This is a genomic window from Candidatus Aegiribacteria sp. (assembly GCA_021108005.1).
GTDB lineage: Bacteria > Fermentibacterota > Fermentibacteria > Fermentibacterales > JCC-6 > Aegiribacteria.
In genome coordinates this window covers 1-23,724 of sequence record JAIORS010000209.1, presented here as the reverse complement: position 1 = coordinate 23,724, position 23,724 = coordinate 1, and the positions used below count along the sequence as shown (strand labels likewise).

The following is a 23,724-nucleotide window of genomic DNA, read 5'->3' as shown; positions in this document are numbered from 1 at the left end:
TGCGGCTTCTCCACCAGTTTGCCAATCATATGGATTGGAAACTGGCTGTCCTCCATATTGATCATCATGCCAGACCAGAGAGTGGTGAAGATGCCGCTTTCGTAAAGGATTTAGCGGATGAAATGAACCTGAAATGTATCGCATCGGCAATCTCACCGCCTGAATCCGGATCTCCCGAAGGGTACTTCAGTGCCGAGCGAAACAGAATCTACTGTGAATATGCTTCTGAAAGTGTTCTTGTAACCACAGGGCATACTGCATCTGACAGGGCTGAAACACTGCTGATGAGATTGCTTGAGGGAGCAGGTCTCAGAGGCTTGGGAGGGATGGATTACGTCGGGACGGGTCCCGTTCGGAGACCGCTGCTTGATTTTACTCGCGGTGAACTTCGTGAGTACCTTGAAGTAATCGGTCAGAACTGGATTGAAGACCCGACGAATCAGGAAAATTCGTTTCTCAGAAATCGGATTCGGCATGAAGTGATTCCTGTTCTCGAATCGATATCGCCGGGAAGCACGAGTGCTATTGCCAGATCTTCAGCTAACCTTTCACAATGGAGGGATATCGCTGACAGCATTATTGACGATTCTCTTGACGAACTTCTTGATGGAGATTCATTCCGGAGAGAACAGTATCAGGTTTTACCAAGAGCGGTAAGGCTGGGAATTCTCTGGGCTGTTAGTGATCGTCCCAGGGGTGGAAAACTGGAGATTGAAAAAACCGACAGGTGGATTCTGGAAAAGAAGAACGGGTATCATATTCTTCCAGGAGGCATGAGGATTACTGCTGATAGGGACAGGATCCATATCCGAAAATCCATAAGAAGTACGGAAAGGAAAAGAATTGACGAGTAATGATTGGGAAGTACTGATTTCTTCAGATCACATTCAGGAAGGTATTCAAAAGCTTGGGGCTGAACTCACTAAAATATACACTGGCAAAAAGATAGTTGTCATTCCTCTTCTCAGGGGTGGTTTCATGTTCGCAGCCGATCTGGTGCGGTACATGGATGTTGATCTGCAGATCGAATTTCTTGGCGCGGCAAGCTACGGCGAACAGACGAAGTCTTCCGGAGAAGTCCGTCTTACCCTTGATACGACCCTGCCTCTCTCTGGTCGGGATGTCCTGCTTGTAGAGGATATTGTAGACACGGGACTTACGCTGGCGTATATTCAAAATCTGATTAAATCAAGAAATCCAACCTCCCTTCGTACGATTGTGCTGCTTGATAAAGAAATCAGACGGAAGGTTGATGTAGAGATTGACAGGTGCGTATTCAACATTCCTGACAGATTCGTGTTCGGATACGGACTGGATAGTCCGGGGGGTTTTGATCGAAATCTTCCCCATATTGTAGCACTTAAGGAATGAAAAACCAGGAGTTTTATGAATAATAAGGATGATAAACAACAGCCGGGCAGAATGCCTTTAAAGCCGATAACTTCAGGATGTTCGATTAAAACTCTTACTATGTGGCTGTTGATGGCTCTGATAGCGTTCACTGTATTTCAGCTTTTCGATACCGGCGTTGACAGTATCGAGATTCCCTATTCAGGTGATTCAGGTCTGATGGATTACATCAACCGGGACAAGGTGAAATCAGTCGTTATAGAAACAGGTGGATCAATAAACGGGGAATTCACTTTTCCCGTAATTAAGGACGGAGTTGAATACAGCAGCTTCACAAGCTTCATTCCTTTTGAGAACACAGGAGTACTTGATTCGCTGGCAGCTCATAATGTACTCGTAACCGCAAAACCGCCAAATGAACTGCTTGCTCAGATTCTGTCCTTCATTCCTTTCCTGCTTCTTATTGGTTTTTTCATCTATTTCATGAGAAAAGCTGGAGGAGGCAGTAAGGCCTTTTCGTTCGGCAAAAGCAGAGCAAAGCTGTTTTCCAGCGACAAGCCTCAGATTACCTTTGAAGATGTTGCCGGAGTGAATGAAGCAAAGGACGAACTGCTGGAAGTGATAGAATTCCTTAAAAAGCCTGAGAAGTTCCGCCGTCTGGGGGGGAAAGTTCCCAAGGGAGTGATTTTGATTGGAAGGCCTGGAACAGGTAAGACCCTCCTGGCAAAAGCGGTTGCGGGAGAAGCAAAAGTTCCGTTCTACTCCATGAGCGGCTCCGATTTTGTTGAGATGTTCGTTGGAGTAGGTGCAAGCAGGGTCAGAGATCTTTTCGTTCAGGGAAAATCCAAATCGCCATGCATTATTTTCATCGATGAAATCGATGCTGTTGGAAGACACAGAGGAGCCGGGCTCGGAGGGGGGCACGATGAAAGGGAACAAACTCTCAATGCCCTTCTTGTTGAGATGGACGGCTTCGAGGAAAATGCCGGAGTCATAGTTATGGCGGCCACCAACCGTCCCGATGTTCTTGACCCGGCACTTCTCAGACCGGGTAGATTTGACCGGCGGATTGTCGTGAGCATGCCTGATGTAAAGGGCCGGGAAGCCATACTGAAAGTGCACACACGTAAAATGCCGGTTAATGAGAAGGTTAGCCTTGAAAAGGTTGCAAGGAGTACTCCCGGTTTCAGTGGCGCCGACCTCGAAAGCCTTGCCAATGAAGCTGCTCTGAGGGCTGCAAGACGGGGTGCAAACAAAGTAGAGCAGGAGGATTTCGACTATGCGATTGACCGCATCATACTTGGACTGGAACGCAAGAGTATCGTCATCAGCCCCGATCAGAAGAAGTGTACCGCATACCATGAAAGCGGACATGCGGTAGTTGGCATATTTGTTCGTGAATCGGATCCAATACACAAAGTTACAATAGTTCCCAGGGGTATGGCTATGGGCCTGACCAGTTTCCTTCCTTCCGATGACAGATACACCTACACAAAAAGGAAGCTTGACAGTATGCTTGCCACACTGATGGGGGGCAGAGCTTCTGAAATTTGCTTCCTTGATACCCTGAGCACCGGTGCGGGGAATGACCTTGAAAAGGCAACCGAACTTGCGAGGAAGATGGTCTGTGAGTGGGGAATGAGCGATGAACTCGGACCCATCACGCACGGAGAATCGGGAGACACGATCTTCCTTGGAAGGGAATTCAACAAAACCAGGGACTACAGTGAACATACAGCCAGAACGATAGATTCGGAGATCAAGAGGATAGTTGAAGAAGCCTACAGCATAGCTCTTGAAATACTCAATGATAACCGGGACATTGTAGAAAGAATAGCTGAACAACTCCTGGAAAAGGAAACGATCTCCAGCAGAGAGATAAGTGTTTTATTCCAGGAAATCCGCCCTGATATGGATCCTATACCCTCTCTTCAGTCCATTTCGGAGATCAGAGAGACAGCTGATTCTGCAGAAGATGATTCTGAAAAAGAAGAGGAAGTTCATAAAAATGATGGATCTGAAGAAAATAGAGCAGGGAGTGAAGCTGATACTGGAGGGAGTGGGGGAGAACCCTGACAGAGAAGGTTTGAAAGAAACTCCATACCGTGTATCCAGATCAATGGCCGAACTGTGCCGGGGTATGAACCCTGAGGAAATAAAACCAGTCAAAACCATGTCCTGCAAAGGGCAGAACGAACTGATAATCGTTAAGGACATCAGTTTTTCTTCAATGTGTGAACATCATCTTCTTCCCTTTATAGGCAGATGTGATGTTGTCTATCTTCCGTCGAATGATAGAATTGCAGGTCTTGGATCAATCGTTGAAACTGTTGAAACGATGGCCGCAAGGCCTACAATTCAGGAGAGGCTTACAACCGAAATCGCGGATAGATTGATGAGCGAACTTTCCGCGAAGGGTGTCATGGTTGTCATGGAAGCGGAGCATATGTGTCTTGCTATTCGTGGCGTGAAGAAACGCGATTCAAGAATAGTCACATCGGCCATGCGTGGTTACCTTAAAAAGCTTGAAACGAGAAATGAGGCGCTTTCCCTTATTGGAAGGGCAATAAGAATTATCTGATGAAAATCAGGAAACTTCATATTTCCAGCGATAATCAGTGGCTTAGAGAACTGGAACTCATAGGAGCAGATCCTGCGATTTGGGACAGGCTTTCCGGAAAATGCGGAGTTTCAATATTTTCCACCTGTCGGTTACCCTCGACTGCGGCTAATATTCTTAAACAATGCATGCTTTCAGGCGGAGCGGATGCCATAGTATCCAGAGAGACGGTTTCCTGCAGAACGAAGGAGACCAGGGCATTGATCGTAGGAACATCGAAGCAAATAAAGAGGGGGTGCGAATCGCTTACCGGTCAGCCGTTTGGACTTCCGGAGCTTGCTATTGAGCTTAGAAGGGCACTGATCAGTTCTCCGGGATTGCCTGAGAAGATACCGGTTCGTGGTAAAATACTCGATTTCAGCAGAAGACCATTGATAATGGGTATTTTAAATGTTACTTCCGATTCTTTCAGCGATGGCGGAAACTATCTGGATGTTGAGGCGGCAGTTGAACATGCAAGGTTAATGATAAGCCAGGGCGCGGACATAATAGATATTGGAGCAGAGTCCACAAGGCCAGGCTCCCTGCCTGTGCCTTCATCTATTCAACTTGAACGGTTACTGCCCGTTTTCAAGAAACTATCGGCTGACTGTAAAGCGGTTATTTCAGTGGATACAGCAAGCGCGGAGGTTGCCGCAGCCGCCCTTTCGGCGGGAGCTGAAATGGTTAACGATGTGACAGCCATGTCCGATCCGGAAATGTCGGGAGTTGTCGCGAAGGCAGGTATCCCGATAGTTATGATGCATATGCAGGGAACACCAAATATCATGCAGGAAAATCCTGGATATAGTAATGTGGTGGAAGAAGTGTATGAATTCTTTGAAAAGCGAATTGACTCGGCATCCAAGTCGGGGATATCAAGAGAGCTAATTATCGTTGATCCGGGAATAGGTTTTGGTAAAAGGTTGGAGGACAATATTGAGCTTATATCCAGGCTTGCGGAATTCAAATGGCTGGGTTGCAGAGTTCTTCTTGGACATTCCCGAAAGAGTTTCCTCGGTACGCTGACCGGGATCGAAGATCCCTCAGAACGAGAAGCTGGTACGCACGCTGTAACTGCACTATCTTCGAACTGTGCCGATATCGTGAGAGTTCATGATGTTAAGGGAACGATGCAGGTTCTTCAGGTATCAAGGGAGTTTGGACAGAGAATATGATGATTCAGCCACTGGGACACTCCATAATCAGCGGTTTCTGGCTCGCCCAGCTGGCAAATATCGTGATAATCGCCGTTCTCGTTAGATTGTTGCTGAAATACCTCTGGAGAACTCCTGCAATGCCTGTAATCCTGATGTTCATGATCATCATTCTGTTCGCAAACATTCTTGGTGGACTGGGTTTTTTCACATTCAGTTATCTGCTTCAGCAACTGACCCCGATTCTGTTTATTGCAGTAGTAGTTATCTTCCACGAAGAAATCAAAGATCTGCTTGGCACAATGGGTCGCAATCTGAGACGATTCTATGGACATGCTGATATCATTGAGCGGAGCGAAATTGAATCTATTGTTGAATCCTGCGTTTTATTGAGGAAATTACGGCTTGGCGGACTTTTTGTAATGGAGAGGGAAGAATCTCTCGAGAACGTTTACGGTGATCCTGTCATGCTTGATAAACTCAGGATCAATCCTCCTGTCGTTGCTTCTCTGCTTCAACCACCTGGAGTTCTCCATGATGGTGCTATCATTATAAGTAACGGGCGAATAGTCGGAGCCAGGGCAATTCTCCCGCTTTCCCGCAAAACATTTTTTGGAAGATCCAGAGCGAACAGACCAAGGCCGGCCCTTGGAACCCGCCACAGGGCAGCCATAGGAATAACCGAAGTATCTGATGCTATAGCCGTTGTAGTGAGCGAGGAAAACGGCAATTTCAGTATTGCCCATGACGGGATACTCGAAGAAGCTATTGTATTGGATGAGTTCGGTAAAAGACTGGTAGAGCTTACTTCTGAAAGAGAAATCAAGTAACCGTGCTGGATAAGCTTAAACAGGAACTTGAAGATACTACACGGGTCATTATCAGTAAGTCCGCGCAGAACATGCCAGTAACCTTTCAGAATGCCCTGCATTCATGCGTTGAGCACAATTACTATCTTGAATTAAGTTTGCTTTCCTGTGCTTCATCAAGATGGTGCGGCTCGACCGATAATACTGGAATGCCTGTTGCAGTTACTGCTCTCATGCTTCGTGCCGGGATCACTGTTCATCTTGAAGTGAGTGATTTTGATGGGTTGTTTCATGGATTGCCGCAATTACTGGACGAAAGGGATGACACTCTTGCAATCCTGGCCGGTGACGGGCTAATTGCGCTGGCGGTAGAGTACATAGCCGGTAATGGCGGCAGGCATTCATCAAGATTGGTTGCTGAAGCCGTTAAAGCTGTTGGAGCAGGGGGAATGCTTGCAGGATTGTCACTGGAAGCTAATTGTGCTGATGGGGTTGAAACGAATGTTCCTGATGGACGGTCATTATCTGAAATGTATAGCGGTCAGCTTGCGAGATTCGCTTCCCATGGAGGAGCGCTTCTGGCGGGAGCATCGGATATGATGCTTGATGATGCGGCGCAGATAGGCGTACTCACGGGGCGAGCAAGGTTTTTATCCAGACAGGCAGAATTTGTAAAGGACAGGAATAAGAAAAGAAATCTTGTATTCCAGGCACGGATTTTAATGGAGCAAGCCGAAACAATCGTCGGCCACAAACCAAACGCAATATTATTCAACTCATTGATGTATTTATCTGACTTCATTTAGGGGACGTACCACACTTCTTCAACCAGCTAGTCCAGAAATTCTCCAATATTAAAATATATCTACTATGAAAGCTAATTTATATTGATATATTTCAATAACGATTTTTAACACTTGAAACATCCTAGAAATGTGAGTACACTATTAGTACTATGGGAAGATCAAGAAGGTTGGATTGGAAAAGCGCGGTACACCATGTAATGGCAAGGGGTATCGAGAAGAGTACCATATTCAAAGATGATAACGACAGAGCACGGTTTGTAGCAAGGATCGAGAAGTGTGTCGCTGAAACTGGAGTAGCAATATATGCATGGGCATTGATGCCCAACCATATACACCTGCTTATTAAAACAAAAAATATACCCCTTTCGAAATTCATGCAGAAACTTCTAACCGGTCATGCTAACTATTTTAACAAGAAATACAATCGAGTAGGACATCTTTTCCAGAATCGCTACAAATCGATTCTCGTCCAGGCTGAGGTATACCTTCTTAAACTAGTGCGCTACATTCATGTAAATCCACTTGAAGCATCGATAGTAAGTGATTATGAGACGCTTAAAAGGTACCCGTGGACAGGTCATCCAGGATTAGTTTATCCTGGTTACTATCCATGGCAGGAAACTCGCCAGGTACTGAATGCGTTTTCTTCTAATAAAATGAACAAAATTAGACAATACACGCAATTCATCGAAGAATCTGAAGAAATTATCTATCAGGACGGAAGATTCAATGACGGATCATTTCTCCTAGGTGCTAATGGGTTACTTAGTCTGGATGAATCAGAAGAAGAGGAAATCGGGGGATATTCTCAGTATAGAGTACTAGGAAATATTGACTATGCTCGAGAAATCTACGATAAAATCAGTCGCGTGAGGAAAGGTCAACTAAGAGATCGTGAATTCGAACATGATTCTGTTATTAAAATCCTTGAATACGCTGCAAACAAATGGAGAATTCCTAGAACTGCACTCACTTCAAAAGGGCGTTCAAAATCGGTGGCCGAAGCAAGAGAACTCGTCTGCTATATGTTTATAAATGTCATGGGTATGAGCCTTGTTGATTCCGGAAGAATACTGAATCTCAGCTGCCAGGGAGTACATGCTGCCGCCGAAAGATTTTTACCCGATTATGATTTTGATACAGAGATTAGGAGTATTCTAACGTAACCATAGTCGAACTCATCACTTCACTAAAGCAGTTTAATTTAATATGTAGTTATAAATGTACCCACAAGTTGAAGAAGTGTGGTACGTCCCCTAAAGGAGGTTGTAGGGGTCTACATCGATTTCAAGGCGGACACCCTTATGGGAGATACTATCGAATTGATTTCTTATTTCTCTTGAAATCCGGGCAAGGGTTTTTCTGCAAGGTGATTTCGCTATAGCGCTCCATCTCCATTTTTTGTTAATCCGTGGAAAAGCCGCCTCGAGAGGGTCTGATATGCAGGTTTTACCCCTTGCACAAGCTTTCGCCGCTTCCCGCACCCTGCTATTATCAAGGCCACTCCAGACGAATCGTACTATATACCCGTAAGGAGGATACCCGAAAGCTTTCCTGACCCTGCTTTCACTCCTCCAGAAACATGCGAAATCATGACTTGCTGCAGCTTTTATGATGCTGCTCGTCTTGTCACGAGTCTGGATTATTACCTCTCCAGGGATTTCCCCCCTGCCTGCCCTGCCTGCAACTTGCAGAATCAGCTGAAAAGTTCTTTCAGCAGCTCTGAAATCCGGGAAAGCCAGACCCATATCAGCTGAAATAATCCCAACGAGCGTTACAGCAGGAAAATCATGTCCCTTGGCGACCATCTGTGTGCCTAGAAGCACATCTCCCTCGCCTTTCGCGAATGCGCTCAGAATATTCCAATGCGCATCCTTGCCCCTTGTTGTGTCCGCATCCATCCTTATGACTCTTGTTTCAGGCAACAGTTTACTCAGGGATTCTTCGACCTTTTGTATTCCAGGTCCCATATGCGCAAATTCATTGAACCCGCATTCAGGGCATCTGACCATTGCGGCTTTCCAGTAATTGCAGTAATGACATCTGAGAACCTGTCCCTTTCGGTGGTATGTCAGTGTTACCCCGCAGTTGGGGCATTCCTCACGGTGCCCGCAGTTTCTGCACATCTGAGTTGGAGAAAACCCTCTTCGGTTTATAAGGACGATGCACTGTTCACCCTTTGCGGTTCTCCGTCCGATGCCGCTGAGCAGCTCATCGGAGAGAAGAGGATTACGCAGGTTTCCTTCATCAACAAGGATAGTTGAAGGCATTGGAATCCCATCGATTCTGCTGTCAAGTTCAAGAAGACTGTATCTCCCATTGACCGCGTTTCCGTACGATTCCATGGAAGGACTGGCGGAACCCAGAATAACAGGAATATCTTCCATTGTTCCCCGCATGACGGCAACATCTCTTGAATTGTACCTTGGTAGCTCGTTCTGTTTGTAGCTGCTGTCATGTTCTTCATCCACAACGATTACTCCAAGGTCGGGAAGTGGCGCGAAAACAGCACTTCTGGGACCAATTACGATTTTTCTTTCTCCGAGTTTCGCCAGGTTCCAGCTGTCAAGTCTTTCTCCGGCGGTCATTCCACTATGCAGCACTGTCACAAGCCCAGGAAATCTTCTTTCAAAACGAGAAACCGTCAGAGGAGTTAGGGAAATTTCCGGTACAAGTACAAGTGCTGTTCGATTTTTAGAAATCACTTCGGATATTGCCCTGAGGTAAACTTCCGTTTTTCCGCTTCCCGTAACACCATGGATGAGGAACACTCTCGCATGCCCCAGATTTCCTATAACCGCTTTCAAGCTGCACTCCTGAGCGTTTGAAAGTACAGGAATTTCTTTATCTTCTTCGATATCGGTTCTGATAAGAGATTCCCTGTATCTTCGACGGTAGGATTCTTTTATAAGCCCTTTCTTTCTGAGGCACTTCAGAGACGACGCAGATGCTCCTGTTGTTCTCAATAGTTGTCTGCGCGGGACTGGCTCTTCTGATGTTGCCAGGTGAAGAAGAATTTCAGCCTGGCGGGGAGATTTTGCTTTCAAAGCTTCAGCTCTTCTTACCAGCAAACCATCTTCGAGGAGAGGTTCTACAATTCTTTCCATGACAGCTTTAGGGCCTGAAACGGATTTCCACATTGTTCTGAGAACTCCCCTGTTCTCAAGATCCGCGAGTTCTTTTTCAAGTGGATAATCGTTGCTTAGGTTATCCTTCAGAAGTTTAACTGAAATGTTCCTGAAGGATGGAAGGAAACTGCTGAAGGGATGGGTTGGATCTATCTCTCCTGTAAGGGCCACCACTCTTTCAGCCCTTCCAGAGATTCCGGGGGGATGCGCGGCCGCCATCATCATTCCGGGAGGGGCCTGGTAGTAATCAGTTGCCCATCGCACTAATTTCAGGACAGACGGTGGAAGAAGCGGATTGGCATCAAGCCTGTCAAGAACTTTCTTTACTTCAAGCTCGTTATCCTGATCAGCAGTACTATCTCTCCAAACGTAACCTATAAGGCTGCCTGTCCCGAATGGTACCGCAACCCGGCATCCTTCCAGTTTTCCGCCTGCCAGTTTTGGTGGAAGAGAGTAGGTAAACGACTGCCATAGAGGTCTATTGAAGACAACTTCAATGAGAGTGCTTTCTTCTGGTGCTGTCACCGGGAAAGGGGATTTCCGGGAATTCTGCCGGCTCTGTTAAAAACCTGTTTTCTCGCCTCATTCACTTTCATTGGAAGCTGAGGTAATGTTGGAAATTCACCATCCAGATAAACCGTCCGGCCTGCTACCATCGTCAGTACGACTTTTTCGGGCCATATGAGTTCAAGGATGTATCTTCCCGGATCTTCTGCAAGAGCCAGCTCTTCCCACTCTTCGTCGGAAGGTTTGATAAGAGAGATATCCGCTGTAAAACCAGCCGCAAGTCTTCCTGTGCTTTTCCACCCAAGTGCCCGGGCAGCTGATTTTGTGATACAGTTGAGCCAGAATTCCGAACCTATAGCGGATGGCGATTTTTTAACCGAGGCAAGACCCATCGCAAGACGCAAATCTCCTGCCAGGTCAAGCCGGTTGTTACAGGGAGCACCGTCACTTGCAACAGTTATTCTTATCCCGGAGGAATCCATGGCAGGAATGTCTGCTATACCGCTTCCAAGCCTGAGATTGGTCCAGGGACAATGCACTGCTGTTGTTCCGGATTTCTGTAGTATTTCCATTTCTCCCTCCTGCAGATGTATGCAGTGGGCAAGCAAAGTATCCGGGCCGGTGAAACCCCGCCTTTCCAGAAAACGTATATTGCCACCGCTCTCACTAATGGCTGGATGTTGGATTTCATCCGGCGATTCGGAGGCATGTGTTGTTCTCTTGATGCCAGGGGGAACATCCTTAAGCCATTCCCAGACGCTGTCCGAACATGAAAGAGCGAATCTGGGTGCGTACGCATAAGCTACAAGACCGCCGCAGGAATCCCTGACCCTTCGTGTCTCCTCCTTCAACCATGACAGATCCTCTGTAATCCAGTCGGGCCCCAGGTCCATAAGGGCATTCCCGGCAAGAGCCCTCACCCCTGATCTCCTTAGAAGATCAATTGTCACTTCCGAATTTCTGAGTACACCCATATCAAGCAGCCCGGTACATCCCGAGGAGAACAACTCCCTCAGAGATCTGATTACAGATACAGCAAGTGTATCAGGCGTATGGGATGCCTCAAAGGGCCAGATTCTATTTTCAAGCCAGGGTAGAAGAGTTCTGCCTTCGGCCATACCTCGAAAAAGTGTTTGACCCAGGTGGATATGCGACTGTATCAGACCGGGCATCGCAATACAGTTCTTCCACCTTCCCGTGGCATTCCTCCTGGAGATGGAATCTATTGAACCGTTCTCCAGTTCGATTGAAAACCCGCCAGGGACAAACTTTCCGTTATCAATAATTCCGGCCACATCAAATATTTTTTCCATGTATGTATTATGTGTTATTCGTATACATTTTGAAAAGCTCCAGCCCGGGATTTGGCATACTTTAAGAGAATCTTATTAGATTCAGTAGATTAAGTGATGATTATGATAGCATTTCATTCAGGTATTACTACTGAAGGGGGTTCCTGTGAAGGCCTTCATTTTACTGTTTATCCCACTGATTTTTGTTGCTTCTGCAGCCGATTTTGAAACAAGGCAGCTTGATAACGGCTTAACGGTAATCGTCAGTCCTGATGATATATCACCGGTTGTAACAATCTGCATTGCGGTGAAGACGGGAGCAACATGCGAGACTCCCGAGACAAACGGACTGGCGCATTTTTACGAGCATATGTTCTTCAAGGGAAATGAAGCTCTACCCGATCAGACAACCTATAACCAGCGAATTGGACAACTTGGAATAATCCGGAACGGGACCACCGCAACCGAGAAGGTGCAGTATTTCATCACACTTGGAAGTGAGAATTTCCAGGAGGGGCTCGAGTTCATGTACGATGCCATAACCTCACCTCTTTTCGATATGGAGGAGATGGAGAGGGAACGTGAAGTCATTATGAACGAGTACAACAGAGGATTAACACATCCCTTTCACAATCTTACGCTTGCGAAAGAGGAAGTTATCTACGCTGCCGCCCCGTGGAGACAGAGTGCCATAGGAGTCCCTGAAGTTATCCAAGCCGCTGCGCCCCCCGCCATGCATGCTTTTCAGGACCAGTACTACACTCCTGATAATTCAGCTTTAATAATTGCCGGGGATGTTGAGTACGAAGATGCTTTCAGAATGGCCGAAGAGCAGTTCGCTGGCTGGGAGTACGGAGGCAGAAGCAACTATGACAATCTCCCGAGGCTCATCACTATAGAAAGGGATACGGTAATCTTTGTGGACAGTCCCTCAGGCGCGGGATACGTTTCGGTTATATACGAAGGACCTTCAATATCCACTGATCCGGGAGACAGCTACCCGGCAGATATATGGGGTTCGTACCTTGCGCTTATGAGCAAGGAATTCTACACTGACCTGGTTACAAACGGACCCTTCATCAATGTATATGCTTCTTACTATACGCAGCGCTATTCACCTTCGATAACTTTCGGTGGAATGGTGCCGCCGGACAGGGCTGAAGAGGCTCTGGATCTTCTCTTTGAAGAAATCCAGCAGCTTCAGTCTCCTGATTATTACGATGAAGATGGCATCGAACTGGCAAAGGAAGAGCTGCGTCGTCACAGGATTCTTGCGGAGGAGACATCCAGGGATGTAGCGGTGGAATCAATGCCTTTCTGGTGGGTCGTTGCAGGCAGCCTGGATTACTACGCTACTTACCAGGACAGTCTTGAAGTTGTTGACCTGGATGACATGAACGAATTCCTGGAAACCTGGATAGTGGACAAACCCCACGCCGCGTTTGTACTGATGCCTCTTGATGGAGAGGAGATCCGGTAATGAAGATTATCTGTCTAACTATTGTTGTTCTGTTTGTATCTCTGCATGCGTCAGTTCCGGCAGATATTGAGGAATTCACGCTTTCCAACGGTATTCCTGTCATCACCAGGACTATAGATAATAACGAGATAGAGGGGGTTTCCTTTTTCATCATAGGCGGATCAAGTGCCCTTACGGAAGAGACACAGGGACTTGAACGATTTTCTCTTGAGTGCGCCATGATGGGTTCGGAGGATTTTCCCGGGCCGCAATGGCGCGAACTGATGGACAGAACCCAGGCTGAATGGACAAGCAGCTTCAACTACGATTACAGCAGATATCACCTGAAATGTATAAGCGAAGACCTGCCGATTCTTCTTACAGCATTCGGCGACTGCCTGTTGAATCCGCAACTTGGTTCCCAGGCTTTCGAACAGGTTCGAGAAAGTACAATGCAGGATTTGCAGGAAAAGTACAGCGATCCTGATAGCTGGATATGGTTTGTAGCCAACGATGCATTCATGCCCGGTCACACATACAGGCGACTTCCCGACGGTACAGATGAGACCGTTTCCAGTTTCACCATCGAAGACGTTTCGAATATGCTTGATGAGAGAATCCGTTCGGGGAATCTTCTCATCACCCATGCCGGGCCCACGGAACCTGAAGAACTGCGCGATATACTGGAACAGGCCTTCGGAGAAATCCCAGCGGGTGGACAGGAGTTCCAGCAGGTTGAACACTTTACGGTCAATAGTGATACGATTGTTGTACAACATAGAGAGGTGCCAACCGCTTACGCTGTTGTTAAATTCAATGCCCCGCCCCAGGGTCACGAGGATCTTCAGACCTTCAACGCCGCGCTTACAGTAGTTAACGATATCCTCTGGCAGGTTCTGAGAACGGACAATGCGCTAACTTATGCTACATTCTCGGGAGCTACCAGCTACCAGGAAAACTGGGGTTATATGTACGTCAGTACCCCGCAGCCTGTGCTGGCCTGTTCGCTTATGGCCGAAGTTCTTGCTGAAGCAATCGAAAACCCTATAGATGAGGATGTCGTAAGAGGCACTATAGAAAAAAGCAGAACACTTGAGAATCTCAGTGCTGCCAGCAAAGATAATCAATGCTGGATGATGGGAAATTTCGAGATCTGTACGGGCGATTGGCGAAAAGCCTACACGGTATTTGACGATTTTTCGGAGCTGTCCGCCGAGGATCTCAGAGCTGTTCTTAGTAGATGGGTAGGATACGGTGCCTGGGGAATAATCGCTGACACAACAGATGTTCCAGCTGATCAGCTGCAGCCGTGGCCTTTAAAATAGGAGAATTACTATGAAATATTACTTTACGGCAATTGTTGTCCTTATCGTTGCATGCGGCACAACGCAGCATGTTTCTGAAGAGTATCTTCACTATACAGGTTCGATTCAGATTATGGCTGTCGGTACCCGTTCCGAGACAGTGGTTTTTGAAGATTTCGAAACAGGCGAGAGATACGCCATCGTAGGTGAACTGGCCCAGGAACTTGTATCACAGTACGGACTTCCGGTTGCCATTACTGCCGTTCCCGCTGAAGAGGGGTGGTCGGTTGACCCGGATCTTCAGAAGCTAAAATTAATCGAGTACATAATTATAGAATCGGAAGAAGACGCATACGAATAACTATTGCGGCCAGCGTAGTCTGATGCCCATCTGAATAATTCCAAGCGCTTCAGCTGAAGGGATACATTTGAAATCACCATCACAGAAAAAAGGTATCAGCAAGTCCAGTTTAAAGCTTCTTTTTAAACGGGTTCTAAATCATAGGAAAGCCATTGGACTTGGGCTTGTTACCCTAATAATAGTGGATGCAATGCAGCTGATTGTTCCACAGATTTTCGAAAAAGTCATCGACAGCCTCGCGAGCGGAATGGCAACCAATTCCCTTCTTTTGAAACTTGGACTTGCAATACTTGGACTCTACGTGATAATGGGTATCTTCAGGTTCTTCTGGAGATATCTTGTCATCGGCTCCAGCCATAGAATTGACAGGAACATAAGACAGGAACTTTACGACCATCTTCAGACACTGTCACCACAGTATTACGATCAGACCAAAGTGGGCGACATCATGGCCCACGCAACCAACGATATCAGTGCCGTGCGAATGGCTACCGGAATAGCAACCATTGCATCGTTCGATGCCATATTTCTTTCTCTATCCAGCATCACCATCATGCTCATAATGAACTGGAAGCTGACCCTTCTTACCATGATACCGCTACCCTTCATAGCCTTGATGATGCTTAAATTCGGTGCGTTGATTCACAAGCGATTCGAGTCTGTCCAGAAGGCTTTTTCCACCCTTACCGAAAAAGCACAGGAATCCCTTTCAGGCGTGAGGGTCATTAAGGCCTACGGAGATGAGAAGTCCGAGGACAGTTACTTCTCTGAAAAAGCGGAGAACTGTGTTCAGCAGAACGTAAAACTTGCCAGGATATGGGGAATGTTCCAACCGATGATCGGTGCCCTTGCCATGGCCAGCATGGCCATACTTCTTGGAGCAGGAGGTTCGATGGTTGTGAAAGGCATCATCTCGCTGGGTGAATTTGTCGCCTTTTCCAGTTACCTGATGATGCTGATATGGCCGATGATAGCAATAGGATGGGTGGTTAATCTGCTACAGAGGGGTGCTGCAAGTATGGACAGGCTCCAAAAAATATTTACAACTATACCTGATATCACAGATGGCGCGAAGGATATCAAGCCAGAATCTGCCATACTCGTGAAGAATCTTTCCTTTACCTATCCGGGCACCGAAATAGAGATCCTTACGGATATATCCTTCCAGTTGCCATCAGGGGGAACCCTTGGCATTGTCGGCCGCACCGGATCGGGAAAAACAACACTAGTAGAGTTGCTTATGAGATTGTACGATCCTCCCGAAGGTACTGTCTTTCTGGGGGGAGAGGACGTTCATGATATGAAGCTATCCAGTATAAGGGGAATGTTCGGTTACGTTCCTCAGGAGACTTTCCTTTTCGCCATGTCCGTAGCTGATAACATCGCCTTCGGGAACAGTGATATCTCTCGCGGTGGGATAGAAGAGTTATCCTCAGTTGTTGATATAGACACTGAGATTCAGGATTTCACCGAAGGTTACGATACGATGGTGGGAGAGAGAGGAGTTACTCTTTCGGGGGGTCAGAAGCAGAGGGTGGCGATTGCACGGGCACTGGCTGTCAAACCCAGGATACTCGTTCTTGATGATGCCCTTTCCAGCGTTGACACCGAGACTGAAGCCGCCATCCTCTCGCGGCTTAAAAAGGATATCAGTGATCTTACCAGTATTATCATCGCGCACAGGATAAGCACCATTCAGAATGCTGACAATATCATCGTAATTGATGACGGCGGAATAGTGGAGCATGGAACCCACAATGAACTTCTGAAACATGATGGTTTCTATGCTGAACTTTATAGAATGCAGCAGCTTGAGGAAGAGGCGAAGAAGGAAGAAAGGTTCGAAGGGGGTGAAGATTGATGCATGGCAGTCCATTCGTTGAAGATACGGCTGGAGGGAAACTTTACGATCGCGCGCTAATCAGAAGACTGCTCCACTATGTAAGACCCCATAGACGGCTGATTTTCCTTGCAATGTTCTTCATGATAGTCACTGCCTGCGTTGAACTACTCATTCCCTACATTACAAAACAGGGTATTGATAAGTACCTGGCAAAGCTCTACCAGATTTATTCGGCTCCCGAAGCAGTCTGTACCGAATTTGTCGAATTATCACAGGATACAACTGACTTTATTCTTGTTTCCGCAGACACACTGATTCTGGTCAGAAAAGCGGCGCTTGACGGAATGGACCCTGAAGAGCGGGTTGAAATGGATAGTAAGGGCACTCTTTCAAAGGAGACGTACTACCTATTTCCTGGAGACGATTACAACGATAAGACAGGTGAAGTAATAGACGGGCACTGGCTTGTGCCAGAGAGAGAACTTTCCAGTGTACCTCTTTCAGTGATAATCGATGTAAGAGGTGGCGATATCGCGGGTATAAGCAGGCTCGCATGGTTTCTGGGAATACTTATCGCAGTAAGCCTGGTAGCAGGATACGGCCATGTAATGACCCTGGTTATTGCCGGGCAGAGATCCATGTACGATGTCAGAACGGAGCTTTTCAGGCATATTCAGCAGCTGTCACTCAAATTCTATTCGCAGAATCCGATAGGAAGGCTTGTTACCAGGGTCACCAACGACATCGAAGCCCTTAACGAAATGTTCACCGCTGTTCTTGTTAACCTTGTAAAGGATGTTATTCTAATTGTCGGTACAGGCATAATCCTCTTTGTACTGAACTGGAAACTTGCCATGGTCTCTCTTGCCGTTACACCGGTTTTCATAATTGTTACTGTGGTTTTCCGAGTTAAGGCAAGAGGTGCCTACAGAGCCGTAAGGAAATACCTGGCCGGACTTAATTCAAGGCTGTCAGAAGATCTCAGCGGAATAAAGATCGTACAGGTTTTCCGTCAGGAAAAAAGGCGTCGGGAGGAATATCAGAAAACCAATAAAAATTATTTCAAGGCTAACATGAAGCAGCTTGTTATTTTCGGTATCTTCAGGCCTCTGATAGAAATAACAGCATCAGTAGGTATTGCTCTTGTACTAATTTACGGTGGAGGCAACGTTCTCAGCGGTGCTCTTACCATAGGTGCTCTGGTAGCTTTCATAAGCTACGTAAGGCAGATGTTTCAGCCGCTTGCTGACATAAGCCAGAAATACAACATAATGCAGAGCGCTATGGCCGCGGGAGAGAGAATATTCACAATTCTGGATACAGATCCTGAGATAGTCGATAAGCCCTCTGCCAGAGAAACACTTCTAAACGGTGCAATTGAATTTGATAATGTTACCTTCTCTTACGAGAAGGACAAAAAGATTCTCCGTAATGTCAGTTTCAAAGTTGAAGCCGGGAAGAGTGTTGCGCTTGTGGGACCCACAGGAGCAGGGAAGACCTCCATAATCAGCCTTCTCTGCAGATTCTACGATGTTGATTCCGGTAGAATACTACTGGATGGTATCGATATCCGGGATCTGCCCGTCGAGACATTGAGAAAAAGCATTTCCATCGTCTTGCAGGACGCTTTTATCTTCAGCAGGAGTATCGAGGACAACATACGTTTGGGTCAGGACCTTACGGGAGAAGAGGTTCGCGAAGCCGCGGACATGGTCCAGGCAACACCATTCATAGATAAACTGCCAGAGGGTTTTAATGCGGTTATGGCGGAAAGGGGCGCTACCCTTTCAACCGGACAGAAACAGCTGATCTGTTTCGCAAGGGCACTTGCCCACAACCCAAGGATCCTCGTTCTCGATGAAGCTACAAGTAACGTTGATCCCGCAACAGAACAGCTGATTCAGAACGCAATAGAGGTGCTTATGAAGAATCGCACCAGTATTGTCGTTGCCCACAGGCTAAGTACTATTCAGAAAGCGGATCAGATACTGGTCATAGATGATGGAAGAATCCTTGAAAGGGGCAATCATCAGGAACTCCTTGCCCGAAGAGGTATTTACTACAATCTCTACCTTCTTCAATATGCAGCAAACAATAACTCATGAGGGATTATATGGAATCTTTTCAGACAGTCCGGGGTTATATCAGGGGGTAACAATGAAATATATTAACCTCTGCAGCAGTTACTACAGTTAAAAATGAATGGATCAAATGAGAACCACCGGATTCCTGAAAACTACAAAAGCAATCATGTTGCTGTTACCGCTCATGATGACCAGCTGCAGGCCTTCACCTTCACGTATCAGTATTTACGATCGTTTTCGCGTGTCTTCTGATGACATTATCACGGATATAGTAACCGGTCTTCAGTGGAATGTCGGCCCGGACAGAGATTTCGACTGGTACGGTGCCGGGATATGGATAGAGAGCCTTGGCGGCAACTGGAGAATGCCCATAAGGGAAGAGCTTGAAGAACTCATCTATGCGGGCATTACTACTATGACCTGGGGGCCCTTTGAAAATACTGGATGGGTTGTTTGGTCCGTGGATTACGCGAACAGGGATATGTCCTGCCCGCTTTGTTTCATTCCCAACGATGTCTTTCTAGGCGTGCATCAGTCATGGCCGGCCGGTCATCGGGTATTTGCGGTGCTTTCTCCTCCGGGTTACGGGATAAACGCCCTACGTACATTCCGCAATTCGAACCTATACGGTTTTCTCTTGTATCGCCTATACTCAGGATAGTATCAAAACCAGCGTCCCTGAAACCATCAACAAGCTCATCAGCTGTTTCCGGATGGTCGGGATCTATAACCCCTTCAAGTTTGTTACTGAGAGAAGACATCGTTGGATTGACCGGTGTCAGTTTAATCATGAAACATTCGGGTGAGAATATTTTCGCTATCACTGCCGGATCCACCGGGTAACCTTTTACTGAAGCAAAATTCAGTGAAATCTTCCTGTCGCCGAAATTGAAGAATTCCTCACCCCACCTGCTCATTTCAGCGAAGCTCAATGTGCTGCAGGGAACCAGTTTTTTCCTTGAATCCTCCGAAGAAGAATGGATGGAGAACTGCATCTGGAATTTGCCTTCTGTGTATAGACTTTTCTTAATATCCAGCAGTTCTTCCAAAAAATTTTCACATCCTCTGGGAGCAACGGTTGATACACTCGGCAATAGGCCCGGAGCATCGTATACAAAGGGCAGTTCCTGTAGAACATCAAGAACGGCGGGATTGAATGCGGGGTCACCCATCCTGGCGAACTGAATCTTGAATTTCAAAACTGGTACTTTACCGTCATTGTATCTTCTTCGAACCATGTAATCTATCTGGCCGATTATTTCCCCGAACGACAGCTTGCCGGTATAGGATCTTCCGGCGTCGCATATGGGGCAGTTAACGGGGCAGCCTTTAAGTGTTGATACGATGAGAACCCATTTTTCATTCTGTGGTACGGCAGGTTGAACCGATTCCACGAATTCTATCAGCTCACCGTTTTTCAACTCGGCTATGTAAACCGTAGCTATATCGGATTCTCCCCGCTGTTCTGTGATTCTCACGTTTTTCCGCTCCCTGTTCTCACTAATTCATTTATGCAAATGGCTGCCTGAATGCCCTGGCCGGATGCTATTGCCGCCTGTCCCAGGCTGCCAAGTGAAGCATCTCCCGCAATGTACAATCCAGGTATAGATGTTCTAACGTTTCCCCTGTCATGAATGAAGTCATTCATTATCTGTGGTAACCGAGGTTCCCTGCCCACAGCTGCAAGCACGATATCCGTTTTTAGAATCATCTTTCTTCCTGATGATTCAGCCTCAAGATGGATAGTCCCATCCGAACGAGATGCAGATACGGGGACGGTATTATAAAGGATTTTAACGGCACAGCGTTCTTCGATCTCCTTCCGGAGATTGCCAGTAGCACGGAGCCTGGAGCTTCTGACAAGCACACTTACTGATGAACCTGAATCTGAAAGGCTCAGCGCGTAATCCAGAGCGGCCTCACCGCCACCTATAACAACCGTTCTTTTCGAAGGGTTATGCTTCAGTTCAAGAACGGATCGATGAATTGTTACAGCTCCGTTAACCCGTATACTGAACTCCTTCGGAACCGTTCCCACGGCAACTACCACCGAGCGAGATCGGATAAGTTCACCGATTCCGGATATCTCGAAGATATCTCCATTCTTAACGATAGAATCTGCGTGAAAACATCTGATTTTCAGATTATTCGCCGAAACGATGGAAACCAGTCTGCCCGCGAATTCCAGCCCTGCAAGAGGTTTTTCAAGTCCTGGGTAGTTCTCGATAAGCCTAGCCTCGCGAATGAGCCCCCCGGCTTTTCCAAGTGTATCGACCAGAACAACATCCAGACCCAGCCTTCCGCACTGAACTGCCGCAGCGCAGCCTGCAGGCCCGGCTCCAATTACTGCCGTATCGTAAAGAGTTATTGCTGATCACCCCGGCACACGGTATCGGTATCGGTGATAACGGCGAAGCCGCTAGCTAGGTTCATCAGGCTGCCGATGTGAAGCTCCTCCGAGCTTGTGGTCAGCGCGTCCGCCGGAATGTAAACTTCGTACCCCCTGACGAACGCTGACCTTGCAGTTGTCTCACAGCACATTTGAGTAAGTACTCCCGTAACAAGAACCTGCTCTATAGACCTGCTTTTCAGAAACTCATCCAGATCCGTATTGTAGAACGCGTCGTATGTATTCTTCCGCATTACATTCTCACCGGGGAGGGGGGACAATTCGGGGATGATCTCGGATTCCTTCTTTCCGCACCGTATGAAATCACTGAAAAACCTGCCCAGCATTCCCAGATTCTCAGGGCCCCTGTGGCAGTGCCGGGTGAAGATCACAGCTCCACCGATACTTCTCCAGTACTCAAGAAGCATGGCAATTCGGGGAATAATTGTTTCTGTAGAAGGTAGATACACCCTGCCCTCCGGACTGGCAAAGTAATGCAGCATATCCACCACCAGCAGGGCGCACTTTTTCGGTTTCAATGTGAGGTTTGGTTTCGGATGTGTGTATCTCTCTATCCTACCAAGCCATTCCGATAGTTTTTCATCAGTATTATCCGGCGTTAAAAACGGTTCAGTGTACATGACTGCTCAGAATCAGAATTCCTTGATCAGACCCAGCCCCACGCCAGGAGAGGCCCATACTTTCCCGCCCTCAATCTCGGCGGCAAGCATCCAGCCGGAATCTCCGCCGAGTTCGACCATCGTACCCATAGTGTAGCTTACAAGGCCGTCGGTTGATAAAACATGTATGTCATTGTTTTTGTAGTCAATAAAATCCGCAATACCTATACAGATGTAAGGTTCTATAGAACCGATCCTCCTGGATATATACAACTTGACTTCTCCTGGAAAATATCCCCATACGTCCAATCCCAGGGCAATATCGACAAGACTGTTCTCAGGTATCTGTATCTTGCCACCCCAGACTAGCATAAAGCCATTATCGTCATTTTCTTCTAAAACTGCGGCGACCCTCAGGTGAAGTCCTATTCCGAACCTTGCAGGGCCCGCCGGTAATCCCGTTTCAACAATTATTCCGGGCATACTGAAGGAATTGTCTTCGTTAGACTCCACGGTCGTGAAATAAGTAGCGCCTACTTTTAAAGGTACGACCCTGGCAGTCTCGAAAGTACCCATGCATCCTGAAAAGAACAGAAAAATTGAAGCAACTACAGTTATCGTAAACAGCCTGATTATCATTTACATTTGACCTTTCATCAATTCAATTACTAAAAAAATCCTGTGAAGCTGCAGAAGTATACAGTTAATTAGCCACAAATCAAAACAGGAAGACATTCACCATCAGCTTTACTGCTTGACATCATGCTGAAAACTAAATACACTATTATTAACACGCAGTTGAAAGGAGTGTATCAATGAGAAAGCTAATAATAATCCTGACATTTCTCAGCCTTCTTCTCATGTTTTCCTGTATAGATTCTGCAGTCAGTATGACGGACCCCGAAGACGGCAGCACATTCTCAACCGGGTACGATAACCCCAAAGATGAAGCACAGTGTCATGACAACATGAAACTCTTAGGTACAGGCATAAGTATGTTCTACGGCATGAACAACAGATACCCCGACAATCTCAGCGAGCTTGTGGTAGTTGATCCTAAACTCTGCAACCTTACCTGTCCTTCGTGCAACCTGCCGTACCTGTACGATCTCAGCAGCACAGGCGAAGTGTACACGGTTACATGTCCTCTTCCTGTTAGGCCAAATCATGGCTTTGTGGAAAATGGCCATTGCAGCTGGCCTCCGGATCCTCAAGACTGGCCGGGAATATGTCATAGCAATATGAGAACACTCGCGACCTGCTGTTCGATGTTCTATGGAATTAACAATCGTTACCCGGAAGAACTGAGTGAATTTGGTACATCCGGGATTTACAAGTACTGGGATGACCCATGCCCTGCCTGCGGGGAATTGTACATATATGAAACAAATCCTGTCGGAGATACTTATTCGATTTACTGCCCCATGCCCGTTGACCCGAATCATGGCTATGTAATCGATGGTGTATGTTACTGGCCTCCAGATACATCAGGAAATCAGGAAGCATGCCGAAACAACATGAGATGCCTCGCAACAGGATGTTCGATATTCTACGGATCGTACAACCGTTACCCGAATGAACTTAGTGAACTGGGAACATCCGGCATAATGGAGAACTGGGATCAAAGGTGTCCTGCCTGCGGGGAGTTATACCATTACAGCGCGGATTCCGTTACTTCAACCTATTTGATTAGATGTCCCCTGCCCTGGGATCCGAATCACGGAAGCATAGAAGACGGCATGACAAGCTGGACTGAGTAGGAAGGAAAACCTCCCTGCGCTGATGCTATCGGGCCTGATATCAAAACATTAAACAGATTTACTGTCTCATTCCACGGTACCGTGCTCTGTATTAATTAATTAATTCAATGAAAGTAAGTTCATTAATATTATCATTTTCAACAGTTGTAGCAGTCAGAAGAATCAGAAAATCGCAAACTCCTCAAACTTATTACACTCTATGTATGAGAAATAAACTGACAAAATGTTTACATGTTAGGCCCGGCACCGGAGCGCG

General features: G+C 46.8%; 19 protein-coding genes and 1 pseudogene. 14 read left to right on the top strand and 6 right to left on the bottom strand.

Features of this window, described 5'->3' with window-relative positions; all coding sequences use genetic code 11:
- From tilS to K8S15_12920, 8 genes are all read left to right on the top strand, one after another.
- The coding region (gene tilS, locus K8S15_12955; protein ID MCD4776945.1) for a tRNA lysidine(34) synthetase TilS at positions 1–854 on the top strand (854 nt) is incomplete at its 5' end.
- Positions 844–1,371, top strand: coding sequence for a hypoxanthine phosphoribosyltransferase (hpt, locus tag K8S15_12950; GenBank protein MCD4776944.1), 528 nt, complete (start codon positions 844–846; stop codon positions 1,369–1,371). The genes tilS and hpt, both read left to right, overlap by 11 nt.
- Before the next feature lie 99 nt (positions 1,372–1,470).
- Positions 1,471–3,426, top strand: coding sequence for an ATP-dependent zinc metalloprotease FtsH (gene ftsH, locus K8S15_12945; GenBank protein MCD4776943.1), 1,956 nt, complete (start codon positions 1,471–1,473; stop codon positions 3,424–3,426).
- Positions 3,359–3,931: a GTP cyclohydrolase I FolE gene (gene folE / locus K8S15_12940; GenBank protein MCD4776942.1), complete on the top strand. Its 573-nt coding sequence runs from the start codon at positions 3,359–3,361 to the stop codon at positions 3,929–3,931. The genes ftsH and folE overlap by 68 nt, the downstream gene beginning before the upstream one ends.
- Positions 3,931–5,127 carry a dihydropteroate synthase gene (folP, locus tag K8S15_12935; GenBank protein ID MCD4776941.1) on the top strand — a complete coding sequence of 399 codons (1,197 nt, stop codon included), beginning with the start codon at positions 3,931–3,933 and terminating at the stop codon, positions 5,125–5,127. Before folE ends, folP begins: the two co-directional genes overlap by 1 nt.
- Entirely contained in the window at positions 5,124–5,936 is an 813-nt protein-coding gene (locus tag K8S15_12930; GenBank protein ID MCD4776940.1) for a diadenylate cyclase, read from the top strand. Before folP ends, K8S15_12930 begins: the two co-directional genes overlap by 4 nt.
- 2 nt (positions 5,937–5,938) lie before the next feature.
- Complete coding sequence (locus K8S15_12925) at positions 5,939–6,721, top strand: hypothetical protein (GenBank protein ID MCD4776939.1); 783 nt, start codon at positions 5,939–5,941, stop codon at positions 6,719–6,721.
- A gap of 167 nt (positions 6,722–6,888) precedes the next feature.
- Entirely contained in the window at positions 6,889–7,887 is a 999-nt protein-coding gene (locus tag K8S15_12920) for a transposase (protein ID MCD4776938.1), read from the top strand.
- Between the two features lie 90 nt (positions 7,888–7,977).
- Here the strand turns inward: K8S15_12920 and priA are convergent, their stop codons facing one another.
- On the bottom strand, positions 7,978–10,374 hold the full coding sequence (priA, locus tag K8S15_12915) for a primosomal protein N' (protein MCD4776937.1): 2,397 nt from the start codon (positions 10,372–10,374) through the stop codon (positions 7,978–7,980).
- Positions 10,371–11,669: an amidohydrolase family protein gene (locus K8S15_12910; GenBank protein ID MCD4776936.1), complete on the bottom strand. Its 1,299-nt coding sequence runs from the start codon at positions 11,667–11,669 to the stop codon at positions 10,371–10,373. The genes priA and K8S15_12910 overlap by 4 nt, the downstream gene beginning before the upstream one ends.
- Positions 11,670–11,814: 145 nt before the next feature.
- On the opposite strand from K8S15_12910, the gene K8S15_12905 reads away from it, so the two are divergent.
- The 5 genes from K8S15_12905 (at position 11,815) to K8S15_12885 (ending at position 18,720) form a co-directional block, all read left to right on the top strand.
- Positions 11,815–13,128, top strand: a complete 1,314-nt coding sequence (locus K8S15_12905) for an insulinase family protein (protein MCD4776935.1) — start codon at positions 11,815–11,817, stop codon at positions 13,126–13,128.
- Positions 13,128–14,432, top strand: coding sequence for an insulinase family protein (locus K8S15_12900; GenBank protein ID MCD4776934.1), 1,305 nt, complete (start codon positions 13,128–13,130; stop codon positions 14,430–14,432). Before K8S15_12905 ends, K8S15_12900 begins: the two co-directional genes overlap by 1 nt.
- A 10-nt stretch (positions 14,433–14,442) precedes the next feature.
- On the top strand, positions 14,443–14,772 hold the full coding sequence (locus tag K8S15_12895; protein MCD4776933.1) for a hypothetical protein: 330 nt from the start codon (positions 14,443–14,445) through the stop codon (positions 14,770–14,772).
- A gap of 67 nt (positions 14,773–14,839) precedes the next feature.
- Positions 14,840–16,633: an ABC transporter ATP-binding protein/permease gene (locus K8S15_12890; GenBank protein ID MCD4776932.1), complete on the top strand. Its 1,794-nt coding sequence runs from the start codon at positions 14,840–14,842 to the stop codon at positions 16,631–16,633.
- Positions 16,633–18,720 (top strand): ABC transporter ATP-binding protein/permease, encoded by a 2,088-nt coding sequence (locus tag K8S15_12885; GenBank protein ID MCD4776931.1) that lies wholly within the window; start codon positions 16,633–16,635, stop codon positions 18,718–18,720. Before K8S15_12890 ends, K8S15_12885 begins: the two co-directional genes overlap by 1 nt.
- Before the next feature lie 572 nt (positions 18,721–19,292).
- On the opposite strand, the pseudogene K8S15_12880 reads toward K8S15_12885, so the two are convergent.
- The 4 genes and pseudogenes from K8S15_12880 to K8S15_12865 form a co-directional block, all read right to left on the bottom strand.
- Positions 19,293–20,177: pseudogene (locus tag K8S15_12880) on the bottom strand (radical SAM protein).
- The gene (locus K8S15_12875; protein MCD4776930.1) at positions 20,174–21,067 is read right to left on the bottom strand and encodes an NAD(P)/FAD-dependent oxidoreductase; all 894 of its coding nucleotides are present in this window, start codon (positions 21,065–21,067) and stop codon (positions 20,174–20,176) included. The pseudogene K8S15_12880 and the gene K8S15_12875 overlap by 4 nt, the downstream one beginning before the upstream one ends.
- Positions 21,064–21,729, bottom strand: coding sequence for an isochorismatase family protein (locus K8S15_12870; GenBank protein MCD4776929.1), 666 nt, complete (start codon positions 21,727–21,729; stop codon positions 21,064–21,066). The genes K8S15_12875 and K8S15_12870 overlap by 4 nt, the downstream gene beginning before the upstream one ends.
- Positions 21,730–21,741: 12 nt before the next feature.
- On the bottom strand, positions 21,742–22,347 hold the full coding sequence (locus K8S15_12865; GenBank protein MCD4776928.1) for a hypothetical protein: 606 nt from the start codon (positions 22,345–22,347) through the stop codon (positions 21,742–21,744).
- A gap of 176 nt (positions 22,348–22,523) precedes the next feature.
- Here K8S15_12865 and K8S15_12860 point away from each other — a divergent pair, with 176 nt between their 5' ends.
- Positions 22,524–23,468 carry a hypothetical protein gene (locus K8S15_12860; protein MCD4776927.1) on the top strand — a complete coding sequence of 315 codons (945 nt, stop codon included), beginning with the start codon at positions 22,524–22,526 and terminating at the stop codon, positions 23,466–23,468.
- Positions 23,469–23,724 lie beyond the last annotated feature (256 nt).

Excerpts from the sequence above, each read along its gene's own strand:
- ftsH (MCD4776943.1), top strand. The coding sequence starts at position 1,471 with ATGTGGCTGTTGATGGCTCTGATAGCGTTCACTGTATTTCAGCTTTTC.
- folE (MCD4776942.1), top strand. The coding sequence starts at position 3,359 with ATGATGGATCTGAAGAAAATAGAGCAGGGAGTGAAGCTGATACTGGAG.
- folP (MCD4776941.1), top strand. The coding sequence starts at position 3,931 with ATGAAAATCAGGAAACTTCATATTTCCAGCGATAATCAGTGGCTTAGA.
- K8S15_12930 (MCD4776940.1), top strand. The coding sequence starts at position 5,124 with ATGATGATTCAGCCACTGGGACACTCCATAATCAGCGGTTTCTGGCTC.
- K8S15_12910 (MCD4776936.1), bottom strand. The coding sequence starts at position 11,669 with ATGGAAAAAATATTTGATGTGGCCGGAATTATTGATAACGGAAAGTTT.
- K8S15_12900 (MCD4776934.1), top strand. The coding sequence starts at position 13,128 with ATGAAGATTATCTGTCTAACTATTGTTGTTCTGTTTGTATCTCTGCAT.
- K8S15_12895 (MCD4776933.1), top strand. The coding sequence starts at position 14,443 with ATGAAATATTACTTTACGGCAATTGTTGTCCTTATCGTTGCATGCGGC.
- K8S15_12885 (MCD4776931.1), top strand. The coding sequence starts at position 16,633 with ATGCATGGCAGTCCATTCGTTGAAGATACGGCTGGAGGGAAACTTTAC.
- K8S15_12870 (MCD4776929.1), bottom strand. The coding sequence starts at position 21,729 with ATGTACACTGAACCGTTTTTAACGCCGGATAATACTGATGAAAAACTA.
- K8S15_12865 (MCD4776928.1), bottom strand. The coding sequence starts at position 22,347 with ATGATAATCAGGCTGTTTACGATAACTGTAGTTGCTTCAATTTTTCTG.
- K8S15_12860 (MCD4776927.1), top strand. The coding sequence starts at position 22,524 with ATGAGAAAGCTAATAATAATCCTGACATTTCTCAGCCTTCTTCTCATG.